General features: G+C 69.4%; 13 protein-coding genes. 5 read left to right on the forward strand and 8 right to left on the reverse strand.

Features of this window, described 5'->3' with window-relative positions:
• Positions 1–364: 364 nt before the first annotated feature.
• Complete coding sequence (locus AC1DCG_RS23615; protein WP_477029210.1) at positions 365–1687, reverse strand: Hsp70 family protein; 1323 nt, start codon at positions 1685–1687, stop codon at positions 365–367.
• 154 nt (positions 1688–1841) lie between these two features.
• Here AC1DCG_RS23615 and AC1DCG_RS23620 point away from each other — a divergent pair, with 154 nt between their 5' ends.
• On the forward strand, positions 1842–3662 hold the full coding sequence (locus tag AC1DCG_RS23620; protein WP_477029209.1) for a methyl-accepting chemotaxis protein: 1821 nt from the start codon (positions 1842–1844) through the stop codon (positions 3660–3662).
• A 3-nt stretch (positions 3663–3665) separates the two neighbouring features.
• Here the strand turns inward: AC1DCG_RS23620 and AC1DCG_RS23625 are convergent, their stop codons facing one another.
• Both AC1DCG_RS23625 and AC1DCG_RS23630 read right to left on the reverse strand, forming a co-directional pair.
• A complete protein-coding gene (locus AC1DCG_RS23625) occupies positions 3666–3944 on the reverse strand; it encodes a type II toxin-antitoxin system RelE/ParE family toxin (protein WP_477037177.1) in 279 nt (92 codons plus the stop codon).
• Entirely contained in the window at positions 3941–4189 is a 249-nt protein-coding gene (locus AC1DCG_RS23630; RefSeq protein ID WP_477029207.1) for a hypothetical protein, read from the reverse strand. Before AC1DCG_RS23630 ends, AC1DCG_RS23625 begins: the two co-directional genes overlap by 4 nt.
• Before the next feature lie 103 nt (positions 4190–4292).
• Between AC1DCG_RS23630 and AC1DCG_RS23635 the strand changes: the two genes are divergently transcribed.
• On the forward strand, positions 4293–5471 hold the full coding sequence (locus AC1DCG_RS23635) for a BaiN/RdsA family NAD(P)/FAD-dependent oxidoreductase (protein ID WP_477037178.1): 1179 nt from the start codon (positions 4293–4295) through the stop codon (positions 5469–5471).
• Positions 5472–5563: 92 nt separating this feature from the next.
• Here AC1DCG_RS23635 and AC1DCG_RS23640 read toward each other — a convergent pair whose 3' ends face one another.
• The 3 genes from AC1DCG_RS23640 to arsC form a co-directional block, all read right to left on the reverse strand.
• Complete coding sequence (locus AC1DCG_RS23640; protein ID WP_477037179.1) at positions 5564–7645, reverse strand: DEAD/DEAH box helicase; 2082 nt, start codon at positions 7643–7645, stop codon at positions 5564–5566.
• Between the two features lie 322 nt (positions 7646–7967).
• The gene (locus AC1DCG_RS23645; RefSeq protein WP_165256132.1) at positions 7968–9008 is read right to left on the reverse strand and encodes a substrate-binding domain-containing protein; all 1041 of its coding nucleotides are present in this window, start codon (positions 9006–9008) and stop codon (positions 7968–7970) included.
• A gap of 178 nt (positions 9009–9186) precedes the next feature.
• Positions 9187–9570, reverse strand: a complete 384-nt coding sequence (gene arsC / locus AC1DCG_RS23650; RefSeq protein WP_477029204.1) for an arsenate reductase (glutaredoxin) — start codon at positions 9568–9570, stop codon at positions 9187–9189.
• A 138-nt stretch (positions 9571–9708) separates the two neighbouring features.
• On the opposite strand from arsC, the gene AC1DCG_RS23655 reads away from it, so the two are divergent.
• Positions 9709–9861: a hypothetical protein gene (locus tag AC1DCG_RS23655; RefSeq protein ID WP_165256128.1), complete on the forward strand. Its 153-nt coding sequence runs from the start codon at positions 9709–9711 to the stop codon at positions 9859–9861.
• Here AC1DCG_RS23655 and AC1DCG_RS23660 read toward each other — a convergent pair.
• Positions 9858–10991: a serine hydrolase domain-containing protein gene (locus AC1DCG_RS23660; RefSeq protein ID WP_477037180.1), complete on the reverse strand. Its 1134-nt coding sequence runs from the start codon at positions 10989–10991 to the stop codon at positions 9858–9860. The two genes, AC1DCG_RS23655 and AC1DCG_RS23660, sit on opposite strands and share 4 nt — an antisense overlap.
• A 229-nt stretch (positions 10992–11220) precedes the next feature.
• Here AC1DCG_RS23660 and AC1DCG_RS23665 point away from each other — a divergent pair, with 229 nt between their 5' ends.
• Positions 11221–12015, forward strand: a complete 795-nt coding sequence (locus tag AC1DCG_RS23665; RefSeq protein WP_477029201.1) for an IclR family transcriptional regulator domain-containing protein — start codon at positions 11221–11223, stop codon at positions 12013–12015.
• Between the two features lie 17 nt (positions 12016–12032).
• Here the strand turns inward: AC1DCG_RS23665 and AC1DCG_RS23670 are convergent, their stop codons facing one another.
• The gene (locus AC1DCG_RS23670; protein WP_477037181.1) at positions 12033–13283 is read right to left on the reverse strand and encodes an MFS transporter; all 1251 of its coding nucleotides are present in this window, start codon (positions 13281–13283) and stop codon (positions 12033–12035) included.
• Between the two features lie 179 nt (positions 13284–13462).
• Between AC1DCG_RS23670 and AC1DCG_RS23675 the strand changes: the two genes are divergently transcribed.
• Entirely contained in the window at positions 13463–14986 is a 1524-nt protein-coding gene (locus AC1DCG_RS23675) for an aldehyde dehydrogenase family protein (RefSeq protein ID WP_477041707.1), read from the forward strand.
• Positions 14987–15043 lie beyond the last annotated feature (57 nt).

Consider the following 15043-nt stretch of genomic DNA (forward strand, 5'->3'; position numbering starts at 1 on the left):
GACAGCCGGGTCCAGGGTTGAAACAGCACCCGCGCCTCCGGCCCTCCGGAATAACGACGCGGCGKAGCGGTCGACGAAGCCGAAACGCTAAACAAAYMYACGGTCCCCGGGCTYCGCCCGGCCGCTCCGCGCCTCCCCGAMCTAACGCGTGCGAACGCGGGAGCACGAGAACCYRTGCCTGCGCCGWCCCCCTCAGTCGCTCCGCGACAGCTCCCCCAGAGGGGGGGAGCATCTYGAAGAGCGCCRRCGCCAATAGATCCTCCCCCTCTGGGGGAGGTGGCCCGGAGGGCCGGAGGGGGGTAGCGCCGGCGTTAAGATCCCAACCCTCAAGGAACCTCCCCCGTGGGGGAGGTTGCTGAAGGCCTCACCCCGGCGCGCGTTCGCTCCACAGGTCGAGATCCGTCTCATGCCCGATCAGGGCCAAGCCCGAGGCGATCGACTCGAACTCGCCGCCGCTCTCGATCCGTTCGGCCCCGAACCGGCGCAGGAAGATGTCCCGCACGGCCGGCACGAACGACGAGCCGCCGGTCAGGAACACGCGGTCGACGCCCTGCGCGGCCAGGCCCGAACGCTCCAGGGCCTGGTCCACGGCCGTCTCGATGGCCTTCAGTTCCGGGGCGATCCAGCCCTCGAACTCCTCGCGGGCCACCTCGCGCTCGATCTCCACCGAGCCGGCCTTGAACGAGAACCGCGCGCTCTCCTGGCTCGACAGCGCCTCCTTCAGGCCCGAGACCGAGCGGTAGAGGGCGTAGCCGTGGTTGTCGTCGAGCACCTCGATCAGCCGGGCGATCTTCTCCGGCTCGACCGCGGTGCGCTCCAGGGCGCGGATGTCGCGCATGTCCTTGGACGCCCGCAGCAGGGCCAGCTGGTCCCAGCGGGCGAAGGCGGTGTAGTAGCGCTGCGGGATCGGCAGGCGGCTGGACATGGCCTTGTACAGGCTGCCCTTGCCCAGCTCCGGCGAGACGACGTTGTCGATGATCCGGTAGTCGAAGGCGTCGCCGGCCACGCCGACGCCCGAACGGGCCAGGGGCACCGAGCGCAACTGGCCCCCGTGGCGCTCGAACCGCACGATCGAGAAGTCGCTGGTGCCGCCGCCGAAGTCGGCCACCAGCACCGTGGCGTCCTCCTTCAGCTGACGGGCGAAGAAGAACGCCGCGCCGACCGGTTCGTGGGCGTAGCGGATGTCGGAGAAGCCGAGCCGCTCGAACGCGGCCTCGTAGCGGCGCAGGGCCAGGGCCTCGTCGGGATTGCCGCCGGCGAAGGTCACCGGCCGGCCGACGATCACCCGCGGCGGCAGGTCGCTCATCTGGCCGCCGGCATGGTCGCGCAGCTTGAACAGGAAGGCGGCCAGGAGGTCTTCGAACAGGTAGCGCTTGTCGAGGATGCGGGTCTCGGTGAAGGCCGCGCTGGCCGCGAAGGTCTTGAACGACTGGACGAAGCGCGTTTCCAGCGGATCCTCGACATAGGCCTCGATCGCCCAGGGACCGGCCTCGATGACGCGCTCGCTGGGAGCGCCGTCCGGTCCGGCCAGCGAATGGAAGCTCAGGGCCGATCGGAACGCGAAGATGTCCTTCTCGCCGACGGGAAAGCGCACCAGGCGCGCGGGACCGGTTCCGTCGGCGATCGCGACGACGGTGTTGGTGGTGCCAAAATCGATGCCGATCGTCGGCTGGACGGCGGACGTCATGGGAAAAGCTCGGGCCGGGGAGGGGCCGTGCGTCCTACAGCCGTGAGCGCGGGGGTCAAGCGACTTAACCGGGTTTTTACGCTGCAGCCGAAAAACTGCGTTCGACTACCGCGAATCCGGCGCGGACCAGACAAACATCCGGGGGGAAACGAACATGAAGCTCGACGATCTCAAGATCGCGTCGAAGGTCGCCTTGCCGGCCGTCGTGCTGGGCGCGGCCGTGCTCGGCTGCACCGGCCTGGGCGTCTGGCAGCAGAAGAGCCTGGATGCGGCCACCAGCCGCCTGGTCGAGCACCGCGCTCCTGCCGAGGTGCAGTCGGCCCGCTTCAGCCGTCGCCTGGCCATGATGGGCCATGCCGCCCACCGCACGGTCACCTACGACGGCGCCTCGGCGCAGGCCGCGGCCGCCTCCAAGGAGCTCGACAAGGTCTATGCCGAGGGCAAGGACAGCCTCGACAAGATGACAGGCTTCGACCCGGCGATCACCGAGAAGGCCGAGGGCTTCCGGGCGCGTATCGACGCCCTCTACGCCGAGGCGCGCGGCGCGGCCGACAAAGGTTTGGCTAATGATGACACCGGTGCCATGTCGCATCTGGCCGCCATGGATCCGGCCATCGATGGCCTGGCCAAGGACGTGAAGGCCTGGGGCGACGCCTATCACGAGGAAACCGACGCCATGGTCACGGCCGCCCGGTCCAAGGCCGAGCGCGGCGTGCTGTTGACCCTGCTGTTCGGCGTCGCGGCGGCCCTGGGGGGCGTGGCCTTCGCGCTCTGGATCGGCGCGGTGAAGATCTCGCGGCCGGTGGCGGGGCTGTCGCGGGCCATGAACGACCTGGCGGAGGGACGGCTCGAGGCCGCCGTGGCCGGCGCCGGCCGTCGCGACGAGGTGGGCCTGATGGCCAGGGCCGTCCAGGTGTTCAAGGACAACGCCGTGGCTCTGCGCGACGCCCAGGCCGAGCAGGCCCGCTCCCGGGCCGCCGGCGACGAGGAGCGCGGTCGCAGCGAAGCCGCCCGCGAGGCCGCCGCCCGTGAGCAGGCCTTCGTCATGCAGGCCATCGCCCAGGGCCTGTCGCGCCTGTCGCGCGGCGACCTGACGGTGCGGGTCACCGAGGCCTTCCCGGACGGCTATCGCCAGCTGCGCGACGACTTCAACGCCGCCATGGGCGATCTCGACGAGGCCATGGGCCAGATCCTGGCGGCCGTCGACGGCATCGGCCGAGGCTCCGACGAGATCGCCGCGGCCGCCGACCAGACCGCCCGCCGCAGCGAGCAGCAGGCCGCCGGCCTGGAAGAGACCGCCGCGGCCCTCGACGAGATCACCGCCACCGTCCGCCGGGCCTCGCAGGGGGCGGGCGAAGCGGCCCGCGTGGTCGGCTCGGCCCGCGGCGACGCCGAGCGCTCGGGCCAGGTGGTGCGCGGCGCGGTCGAGGCCATGACCGGGATCGAAAGCTCCTCACGCCAGATCGGCCAGATCATCGGCGTCATTGACGAGATCGCCTTCCAGACCAACCTGCTGGCCCTGAACGCCGGCGTCGAGGCCGCGCGGGCGGGCGAGGCTGGACGCGGCTTCGCGGTTGTCGCCCAGGAAGTCCGCGCCCTGGCCCAGCGCTCGGCCGACGCCGCCAAGGAGATCAAGACGCTGATCTCGACCTCAGCTCGTCAGGTCGACGAGGGCGTCAAGCTGGTCGGCCAGACCGGCGAGGCGCTGGAGGGCATCGTCTTCAAGGTGGGCGAGATCGACGCCCTGGTCCGCGAGCTGGCCGCCTCGGCCGGCGAACAGGCCACGGGCCTCAACGAGGTCAATGCCGCCGTCAACCAGATGGACCAGGGCGTGCAGCAGAACGCGGCCATGGTCGAGGAAGCCAACGCCGTCGCCCACGCCCTCAAGAGCGAGATCGTCGGCCTGGTGGAAATGACGAGCCGCTTCCGGGTGTCGACCGCGAGGGAGGCGCGGGGCTATCGGATGGCCGGGTAGGGCTCAGCGCTCGCGGGCGTGCTTGATACGTACGACGATGACGTCGGTGACGAAGACGCGGTACCAGACGACGTAACCGGAGTTGCCGAAGGGCGCGCTGATCCGCCGGAGACCGCCACGACCGGTCTGGCCTCGCTCTGCATGTTCGGCGAGCGACAGGATTGCCGCGACCAAGGTTTCCGCCATGCGGCTGGCGGCGTCAGGGTTCCTGTCGACGAGAAAATCTTCAAGTCTTGAAAGGTCGCGGCGAGCCTTCTCGGTCAGCCGAACCGTTCTCTTCATTTCCGGGCGGCCAGACGGGTTTCGACGTTGGCGCGGAATTCGGCGAGAATTTCTTCGGCGGGATAGGAGACGCCCGTGCGTTCGTAGTCTTCGAGCGACGCGATAGCTTCGAGCCAGTCGTCGTCAATCGCGCTGTCGATGGCGCTGATCGCGAAGGCTTCCGGCGTCATGCCCGCTGCTTCGGCAGCCAGGCGCAGGCGCTCGGCGCGTTCGGGATCGAGGTGGATGTCAGCGCCGTCGGCCATGGATCAAGGATCGCTCCGACGGATTGAGGCGTCAACGTTCGGTTCGCATTGACTTTTCCCCCGCGCACCCGTCCTTGGCGCGCTCAATCGAAAGGGCCGGGTCTTGGAACAGTTCGACGTCGTGGTGCTCGGAGCGGGCGCGGCCGGCATGATGTGCGCCATCGAGGCCGGCAAGCGCGGGCGCAGGGTGCTGATCGTCGATCACGCCAAGGCGGCCGGCGAGAAGATCCGCATCAGTGGCGGCGGCCGCTGCAACTTCACCAATGTCGGCGCCGCGCCGGCCAACTTCCTGTCGGCCAACCCGAAGTTCTGCGTCTCGGCCCTGCGCCGCTATCGCCCGGCCAACTTCATCGAACTGGTCAGGAAGCACGGCATCGCCTTCCACGAGAAGACGCTGGGCCAGCTGTTCTGCGACGGCTCCTCCAAGGAGATCATCGCCATGCTGCTGTCGGAGATGGACGAGGCCGGCGTCGTGCTGCGCCTGGAGACCGCCATCCAGGGTGTCGACCGGCAGGGCGAAGGCTTCGTCGTCGAACTGTCCAGCGGCCCCGTCGCCTGCGCCTCGCTCGTGGTGGCGACCGGCGGCAAGTCGATCCCGAAGATGGGCGCGACGGGCGTCGGCTACGACATCGCCCGTCAGTTTGGCCTCGCCATCATCGAGCCGCGCCCGGCCCTGGTGCCGCTGACCTTCGAGGCCCGAACGCTGGAGCGCCTGTCGCCGTTGTCGGGCGTCTCGGTCGACGCCGTGGTCGCCAGCGGCAAGACCAAGTTCCGGGAAGGCATGCTGTTCACGCATCGGGGCCTTTCGGGGCCCTCGATCCTGCAGATCTCGTCCTACTGGCGCGAGGGYGGCGAGATCACCGTCGACATGGCGCCGGGCGTCGACGTCTTCGCCACCCTCAAGGCCGAGCGCTCGGCCAACGGGCGTCGGGCGCTGCACACCGTGCTCGGCGAGATCGTGCCCAAGCGGCTGGCCCAGAAGATCGTCGAGGACGAGGGGATCGGCGGCAACATCGCCGACTGCTCCGACAAGGTGCTGGCCCGGGTCGCCGGCGTGGTGAACAGCTGGACCTTCAAGCCCGTGGGGTCGGAGGGCTATCGTACGGCCGAGGTGACGCTGGGCGGCGTCGACACCGACGGCCTGGATTCACGCTCGATGGAGGCCAAAGCCGCGCCGGGCCTCTATTTCATCGGCGAGGTCGTCGACGTCACCGGCTGGCTGGGCGGCTACAATTTCCAGTGGGCCTGGGCGTCGGGCTGGTGCGCGGGGCAGGCGGTCTAGAGACCCTCCGCCTGCGCTGAAACCTCCGCGTCTCAGCGCTCGCCTCCATAAAGACGTTGGGCCGCCTCTCGAAGGAGAGGCGGCCCACGCTTTTACTTCTTCTTGAACGGCTTGCCGCCGAACTCGCCCTTGGCTTTAAAGGGTTTGGGGCCCTTGAAGGCCGGCTTGTCGCCGAAGGCGGGCTTGCCCTTGAACGGCTTGGCCGGCGCGTCGCCGAACGCCTTCGGAGCGCGCGGCTTGTATTCACGCGGGCCGTCGGCGTTGTCGCGGCTCTTGTACGGACGCGGCGCCTCGTCGCGCGACTTGAAGTCACGCTTGGGCGGGCCGCCCTCGGCGCCGTCGTGGCGGGGCTTGAAGGCGCGCTTCGGACGCTCGTCAGAACCTTGCGGGTCGTACGGACGCGGGGCTTCGTCGCGGGGCGGACGCGGCTTGAACTCGCGGCGCGGACGATCTTCGCCATCCTCGCGGGGCGGACGGGGACCACGCGGCGGACGCGGGGCGTCGCCGTCGAATTCGCGGCGCGGGCCGCGCGGGGCCGGCGCCGTGGTCGGGGTGATCTGGACGTCCTCGCGCACGGTGGTCTGCACCGCCGCGCCGAATTTCACCGCCGCCTCGGCCGAGATCTCGAACTTGCTGTCGTAGTCGAAGATCCGGATCGAACCGATGTCCTTCTTGGTGATGTGGCCCTGGCGGCAGATCAGCGGGATCAGCCACTTGGGATCGGCGTTGCCGCGACGGCCGACGCTGATGCGGAACCACTCCGAGCCTTCCATGCTCGTGCGCGGCTCGCGCTCGGGACGGTCGCCGAAGTCGCGGGGCTCACGCGGTTCGCGCGAACGCGGGCCCGGATCGGCGCCGTGGCGCGGATCGTCGTAGATTTCTTCCGGCGCCGGCAGCTTGGCGCGGCGGGTGCGGATCAGGGCCGCGGCGATCTCGGTCGGCGTGCGCTTGGCCAGCATGGCCTCGGCCAGGGCCAGATCTTCCTCGTTGGAGGTCTCGGCGAAGATCGGGTCGTCGAGAAGGCGCTCGGTGTCCTTGGCGCGGATCTCGTCGGCGCTCGGCGCGCCGCCCCAGACGCCTTCGACGCCGGCGGCGAACAGCAGTTGCTCGGCCTTGCGACGACGGGTGTAGGGCACGACGAGGGCGGAAACGCCCTTCTTGCCGGCGCGACCGGTGCGGCCCGAACGGTGCAGCAGGGTGGCCTTGTTGATCGGCAGTTCGGCGTGGATCACCAGGCCGAGGTCGGGCAGGTCCAGGCCGCGGGCGGCGACGTCGGTGGCCACGCAGACGCGGGCGTGACCGTCGCGCAGGGCCTGCAGGGCGTCGGCGCGTTCGCGTTGCGACAGCTCGCCCGAAAGGCCGACGACGTCGAAGCCGCGCTCGCGCAGCTTGGCGTGCAGCGAACGGACGCTCTCGCGGGTGTTGGCGAACACCATCGCGCCGGGGCTTTCGAAGTAGCGCAGCAGGTTGACGACCGCGTGCTCGGTCTCGTTCGGCGCCACGCGCACGGCGCGATACTCGATGTCGCGGTGCGGCTCGTTACGGTCGATCGTGTCGATCCGATAGGCGTCGTTCTGGTAGTTCTTGGCCAGGGCGATGATGTCGCGGGCCAGGGTCGCCGAGAACAGCAGGGTGCGGCGTTCGGCCGAGGCGGCGTCGAGGATGAACTCGAGGTCCTCGCGGAAGCCCATGTCGAGCATCTCGTCGGCCTCGTCGAGGACGGCGACCTTCAGTTCCGACAGGTCCAGGTGGCCGCGTTCGATGTGGTCGCGCAGGCGGCCCGGAGTGCCGACGACGATGTGGGCGCCGTAGTTCAGCGCGCGCTGCTCGCGACGGGCGTCCATGCCGCCGACGCAGTTGACGACCACGGCCTTGGCTTCGGCGTAGAGCCAGGTCAGCTCGCGGTTCACCTGCATGGCCAGTTCGCGAGTCGGGGCGATGACCAGCGCCTGGGGCAGGGCGGCGCGGTCGAAGGTCTCGGCTTCGCCCAGCAGGGTGGTGGCGGCGGCCAGGCCGAAGGCGACGGTCTTGCCCGAGCCGGTCTGGGCGCTGACCAGCAGGTCGCGGCCTTCGGCTTCGGCGTCCAGCACGGCGGCTTGGACGGGGGTGGGCTCGGCGTAACCCTGAGCAGCGAGGGCCCGCTCAAGAGCGGGGTGGGAGGCGGGGAAGGGCATCTTGGTCCAGTTCGATCCTGCAGGCGGCGCGCACACAAAAAACGCCCGCGGCCTGCGCCACGACCAAATTACGACCCCGTTGTCCCGGACCCGTCTGATTGGTCACTTGTCATGAAAATAAACCTCTCCGGCCGCCAAAACGAGGCGTTTGAGCCAGCGAGGACATTTGCAAGGGCGCGTTAAGACGCCAAACCGCCAAGAAACGCAAGGGGCGGCCGACGATTAGCGCCGACTGCGGCGCTTTGGCCGCAGGGGAGCGCAAAGAAAAACGCCCCGTCCGGAGGTCCGGACGGGGCGGCTTCTGGAAGGTTCGACCTGCCGATCAGCCCTTGGGCGGAGCCATCAGGGTCAGCTTGCTGGCCGTGGCCTTGGCGGCTTCGTGCTGCGCGGGCGGCAGCGGGATCAGGCCGCGGCCCTGCAGGTAGCCGCCGCGGCCGGTCGCGGCGTCGGAGACGAACTCGCTGAGGAATTCCTTCAGGCCCGGGGTTACGCCGACCTGGCCCTTCTTCACGTAGATGAAGAGCGAGCGCGACACGGGGTAGGTGCCGTTGGCGATCGTCTGCGGGGTGGGCTTCACGCCGTTGACGCTGGCGCCCTTGATGACGTTGGCGTTCTCTTCGAGGAACGAGAAGCCGAAGACGCCGAGCGCGCCGGGGGTCTTGGTCAGGGTGCCGACGATGGCGTTGTCGTTCTCGCCGGCGTCGATCCAGGCGCCGTCCTTGCGCATCGGGTCGACCTTGGCCTTGAAGCCCTTCTCGTCGCTGTCGTGCAGCGCCTTGGCGGTCGGGAACTTCTTGGCGCCGCCTTCGATGGCCAGCTCGACCCAGGCGTCACGGGTGCCCGAGGTGGGCGGGGGACCGTAGACCAGGATGCGGTTGGCCGGCAGGCCGGCGCCCACGTCCTTCCAGGTCTTGTAGGGGTTGCTGACGAACTGGCCGCCGCGCAGGGCGTTTTGGGCCAGGCCCAGATAGAGGTGTTCGAGCTTGAAGTTGTAGTCAGGCGACTTCTTGTCCATCGCGATGACGATGCCGTCGAAGCCGATCTTGATCTCGATGATGTCCTTGACGCCCTTGGCCTTGCAGGCCTCGTACTCGGACTTCTTCATCGGACGCGAGGCGTTGGCGATGTCGGGGAAGCCTTCGCCCATGCCACCGCAGAACATCTTGATGCCGCCGCCGGTGCCGAGGCTCTCGACCTTGGGCGACTTCTTGCCGGTCTTCTTGGCGAAGTTCTCGGCGACGCGGGTGCTGAACGGGAAGACGGTCGACGAGCCGGCGGCCCAGACGTAGTCGCGGGCGGCGTGGGCGCTGGGAGCCAGGGCCAGCAGGCCGAGCGCGGCGGCGGCTCCGAGGAAGGCTTTCATGGACGACATCCTGATGGGTCGGCTTGGGGCCATTGGAATCTTGGACGTGTCGGGCGGACCTTTCGGGGGGAATGGTCTCCGACCTCGTCGACCGCAGATTAGCGGCGGCGAGGTCGGCTATTTGTCACAGTTCGACGACAGATTTGCGACAGGCGGCGGGTAAACGTCCGACCACGGATCAGAATGCATCCGCCGGAGGGTGACGGTCGAGGATTTCCAGCACCTTTTCCTTGGGCCTGGCGAGCACGGCGCCCTTGGGCGTGACGACGATCGGGCGCTCGACCAGGATCGGATGCTCGACCATCGCCGCCAGGATCGCATCGTCCGTGGCGGCCGGACCGGTCAGGCCCAGCTCCTCGGCCGGCGTGCCCTTGACGCGCAGCAGGCCGCGGGCGCCCAGGCCCGTGCGGGCGGCCAGGTCCTTCAACTGTTCCAGCGTCCAGCCGGCCTTCAGGTACTCGACCACGGTCGGCGCGTAGCCGGCCGCCTCGATGATCGCCAGCGTGTTGCGCGAGGTGCCGCACTTGGGATTGTGAAAGATGGTGACGGGGAAATCGGTCATGGCGGCCTCTTGGTCGGATGCCTGGCTGATAGCAGCCGACAGGCCCGCCGACCACGTCGCGTTCGTCGCTCCTGGATAGTAGTTGCGATTCAATCTCAATAATGCGAGAGGGACGCCCCGCCCGAAAAGGAGCGCCCCATGCGCGACGACCGGGGTCTGGACGACCCGCCGCCTTCTCTCGACGAACTGCTCTCCGAGCCCATCGTGCGCCTTCTGATGCGCCGCGACGGAGTGGAGGAGGGCGACGTGCGCAAGCTGATCGCCCGGGTCGCCCTCGTGCGCCGCCGCTAGAGCCCCCGCAGGATCAGGTTGGGCAGGACGCTGTTGTCCCACTCAGGAGTTTTGGGCGGGGCGTCGCCCACCCGCAGGACGATCAGCCGCTTGGACGGCACGATGTAGACCACCTGGTTGGAGTTGCCGCAGAAGAGATAGAGATCCTCGGCGGCGTAGGGCTGGCTGTGCAGGATCTTGGGCCAGGGCGTGTCCGGCGCGGCCCAGCCGCGGCGCTCGACGTACGGGGCCCCGATATAGACGCCCAGGCCGTAGTGCGGGTTCTGCTCGGTCGGGGTGCGCATCTCTCCGACATAGCCCTCGGGCAGCAGGCGCTTTCCATCGTGCACGCCGTCGTCGATCAGCAGGATGGCCAGGCGCAGCCAGCTTTCGGCCGGCAGCAGGATGCAGCAGCCCGAATGCGCCAGGCCGCCCGGACGGTCGACCCAGATCTGTCCCCCGGGCGCGTCGATGGGCTTCAGCACCTCTTCGGAGATGAACTCGGCGTAGCGGCGGCCGGTGGCGCGCTCGATGAGCAGGGCCACCAGTTCGGAGGTGGCGTTGGCGTAGTCATAGCGGCTGCCCGGCGGGTTCACGAGCGGGTAGTCGTTGATCAGGATGTCGTCGTGGCGCGGGTGCAGATAGGCCCGGTTCAGCACGTCGGCCGGATCGGTGCTGAAGCCCTGCGGCAGGAAGCCGGTGCGCATGTCCAGCGTGTGGCGCACCAGGATGTCGGCCTTGGGCGTGCCCTTCCACTCGGTGATGAAGTCGGCCAGCGACTGGTCCAGCGACTTGATGACGCCCAGGTCGAGAGCCCGGCCGATGGCGACGGCGGTCAGCGGCTTGGCCAGCGATTTCGACGCCAGCAGCGAGGGGCGGGTCGCGCCGGCGAAGTAGGTCTCGCGCTCCAGCACGCCGTCGCGCCAGACCATGAAGGCCTTGGCGTTGCTTTGCTGGGCGTAGGCCTCGGCGGCGTCGAGGGCGGCGGCGTCGATCGTGGCCGGCGAGGCGGCGGGAATCAGCGTGCGGCCGGCGGCGCCGGGCACGGGTTCGAGCGTGTCGTAGGTCTCCTGCGGCGCATTGGCGGCGGCCTGAAAGCGCTGAAGATACAAGGACTCGTCGGCTGACGTTGCGGAAGTTTCAGCGCTCATTTCGGGCTCCGACGTTATGTGAGCCTGACCGTAAATCCACGAATTGCCACTTCGTTGACCGCGTGGTCAAATATCCGCCCTGCGAAAGAGCAGGCGACGCACAAAAGACGACTCCGACCGTTGCGGGGCTTCGTTGCGCTATCCGGCGAACGGATAGTCGGGACGTGGTTTCCGCCAGACCCCCGCCGCCGCGGTCTGGAGTTCGCGTGAATCTGGAGGAGGCGTTTCGATGGAAAAAGGTGTGCCGATCAGGGCCATCAGCCGCTGCATCTCGGTGCTGCAGGCGATCAACCGGCGTGGTTCGCTGTCGATGATGGAGATCGCCCAGACCTCGGGCGTTCCCTATCCGACGGCCTGCCGCATCGTGCAGACGCTGCTGCACGAGAAGCTGATCGAGCGGGAGCCGGCGCGGAAGCGCTATAGACCGACGATGCTGGTGCAGTCGCTTTCGCACGGGTTCCAGGAGAGCGATCGCCTGGTGGCCTGCGCCCGACCGCACATCGTCGACCTGACGGCCAAGGTGACCTGGCCCGTGTCGATCGCCACGCGGGTGGGCCAGCAGATGATGATCCGCGACTCGACCCACACGATGACGTCGCTGACGCTGAACAACTACTATCCGGGCTACACCCTGCCGATCCTGGAGAGCGCGGCCGGCAAGGCGTATCTCGCCTTCGCCTCGCCCGACGAGCAGGCGGCGGTGCTGGAGGCCTATCGCCGCGGCGAGGGCCAGGTTGATCCGCTGACGCTGCAGTACGCCGAGTCCGGCGGCATGTTCGCCGACATCATCGAGGCGGGCGTGGCGACCAAGGGGCGCAACCCCTACACGGCGACGCCCGGCAAGACCTCGTCGATCGGCGCGCCGATCTTCAACAGCGAGGGCGTCTGCGGGGCGCTGGTGCTTGTGTTCTTCTCTTCGTCGATGAAGATGCCCGACGCCGTCAAGCAGTATGGCGACAAGCTGAAGATCGCCGCGGCGGCCATCAGCCGCGACCTGTCCGAACCCCTGTCTCGCGCCGCCTAGCGGCGCGGGATGGCGCTTCAGGCGTTCTGCTCGGGCGTTTGCCATTGCGGATAGCGTCCCATCAGGAGGATCAGCGCGCCGCTGGCGACGAAGCCGGCGGCCGCGATCGCCAGGGCGCGGCCGTAGCCGCCGTCGTGGTCGTAGAGCGCGCCGATGCCGATCGCGCCGATCGGCACGCCCAGCGAGATCGCCACGCCGATCAGGGCGTAGACCGCGCCGTACGAGCGCATGCCGAAATAGCGGGCGACGAAGAAGGCGGCGACGTCGACCTCGCCGCCCTGCGCCGCGCCGATCAGCAGCACAGCCAGGACCGCCAGCGGCCACTGGCCGTGCCCGATCGCCAGCAGGCCCACGCCCAGCGCCGGCAGCACCAGGGCGATGGCGGCGGGAATCGGGGCCCAGAAGCGGTCGACCGCCCAGCCGACGACGATGCGGCCCAGGGCCACCGAGACGGCCAGCAGGGCCACCAGCCAGCCGGCGGCCTGGGCGTCCAGCCCCTGGTCGGTGAGGATCGGCTGCAATTGGCTGATCACGCCGGTGAGGCCCGCCGTGGCCAGCAGGATGGCCAGGGCCAGGATCCAGAAGCGGCCGGTCTTCAGGGCCTGGCCGGCGGTCAGGCCGACCTGGGAAACCTGCCGGGCGGCGGCGATCTCGCCCTCGGCCGCGCCTTTCCTTGCCAGCCAGCGGGGGCGCTCCCACAGGGCCAGGAACACGGTGGGCAAGGCGACCAGCAGCGACAGGCCCGCCAGCGTCGCGTAGCCGCCGCGCCAGCCGTGATGGGTGATGACGAAGTTCAGCAGCGGGGCGCTGAGCGCGGCGACCAGCGACACCCCCGTCAGGGTCAGGCCCAGCGACAGGCCGCGGCCCTTCTCGAACCAGGTGTTGACCGCCCGGGTGTAGCCGATCGGCCCGGTGCCGCTGCCCAGGATCACCAGCAAGGCGAAGAGGCCGTAGAAGGCTCCCAGCGACGGCGGCATGGCCGCCAGCATCGCATAGACCGCCGCCAGCAGGCCGATGGAGACCATCGCCACGGGGCGGACCCCGACCTTGTCGATCAGCCAGCCCAGCACGGGGGCCACGAACAGGGCCGCCAGGGCCGCGCCCTGGGCCTGGGCGATCTGGCCGCGGGTCCAGCCCAGATCGGCCTGCAGGGCCTTCACGAACAGCGAGCCGACATATTGCTGCAGGCTGATGCCGCAGCCGACCCCGACCCCGGCCGCGAGCACCACGCGCCAGCCTCTGCGGAATTCGTCCCGAACTTCGCTCACGCTTCACATCCCCCGGGCCGATTGGCCCCAATGTCCCCAGTCGAGCATCCGACGGCCCGCGCGCGGCGCGCCATCGCTTCGCGCGGGCTGATCGACAGGCGGGGAGGGCGCGCGGGAAGGCGGCGGCAGGGCGGCCTGGGCTTCACAACAGCTTTCAGTTTCCTTCGACGGAGTTTCCCATGGCGGACGCCAGCGACGCAGCGATCTTCGGCCCCTCGCGAGAGGCTCTGGCCTTCTTGGCCGAAGCCCACGGCCAGCTGATCGGCGAGGCCTTCGTCGAGGGCCGCGGACAGACCCTGATCGAGGTCGAGAACCCGGCGACCGAGCAGGTGATCGCCGCGGTGCGCGCGACCTCGGCCGAGGACCTGGACCTGGCAGTCGCCGCCGCCCGCAAGGCGTTCAAGGGCTGGAGCCGCACCTCGGGCGCCGACCGTGCGCGCATCATGCTGCGCTTCGCCGACCTCCTGGAGCGCGACGCCGACAAGCTGTCCGAGGTCGAGGTGCTGGAGAAMGGCATGCCGATCGCGCTGTCGGGCGCCACCATCAAGGGCTTCTGCGCCGACTACGTGCGCTACTACGCGGGCCTGGCCACCAAGCTGGAGGGCTCGACCATTCCGGCCCGGGCCAATGGCCGCGAGGCGCTGGACCTTCTGGTCTACACCGTGCGCGAGCCGGTGGGCGTGGTCGGGGCGATCGTTCCGTGGAACGTGCCGATCTCGATGATCATCCTGAAGCTGGCGCCGGCCCTGGCCTCGGGCTGCACCTTGGTGCTCAAGAGCGCCGAGCTGACGCCGCTGACCTCGATCCTGGTGGCGCGGCTGTGGCTGGAGGCCGGCGGTCCGCCCGGGGTGTTCAACCTGATCCACGGCCTGGGCCACGAGATCGGCGCGGCGCTGGTCTCCCATCCGGGCGTCGACAAGATCACCTTCACCGGCTCGACCGCCGTGGGCAAGGAGATCGTCCGCGCCGTCAGCCACGACCTCAAGCGCGTGACCCTGGAACTGGGCGGCAAGTCGCCGTTCGTGATCTTCCCCGACGCGGACTTGGCCGACGCCATCCCGTCGGCGGCCATGGCCTGCTTCTTCCTGTCGGGCCAGAACTGCATGGCCGGCACGCGCCTGTTCGTGCACGAGAAGGTGCTGGAGCCGGTGCTGGAGGGGCTGGCCCAGACGGCGGCCTACCTGAAGGTCGGCCCGGGCCTGGATCCGACCACGATGGTCGGTCCGCTGGTCTCGGCCCGGCAGAAGGGCAGGGTGCTCGAGCATGTCGAGGCCGCGGCCGCCGAGGGCGCGCGCCTGGCCTATGCCGGCGGCGTTCCGACCGGCCCCGGCCATTACGTGGCCCCGACCATCTATGCCGACGTGACGCCCGACATGCGCCTGGCGCGCGAGGAGGTGTTCGGGCCGGTGCTGGGCGTGCAGAGCTTCGACGACGATGACGAGGCGCTCCTCAAGGCGATCAACGCGACGACCTATGGCCTGTCGGGCTCGGTCTGGACCAAGGACCTGTCGCGCGCCCACCGCATGGCCCGCGCCATCGACAGCGGCCAGGTGGGCGTCAACATCCACGCGGCCCTGAGCCCCGAGACCCCCTTCGGCGGCAACCGCCAGTCGGGCTGGGGCCGCGAGTTCGGGCGCGAGGGGATCGACTCCTACCTGAAGACCAAGGCGGTGAGCGTGAACCTGGGGGTGATCCCGGCCTGACGGCCGGCCCCCTCCGGCCCTTCGGGCCACCTCCCCCAGAGGGGGAGGATCTATTGG

It is taken from the genome of Caulobacter sp. 10L414, from assembly GCF_056395525.1.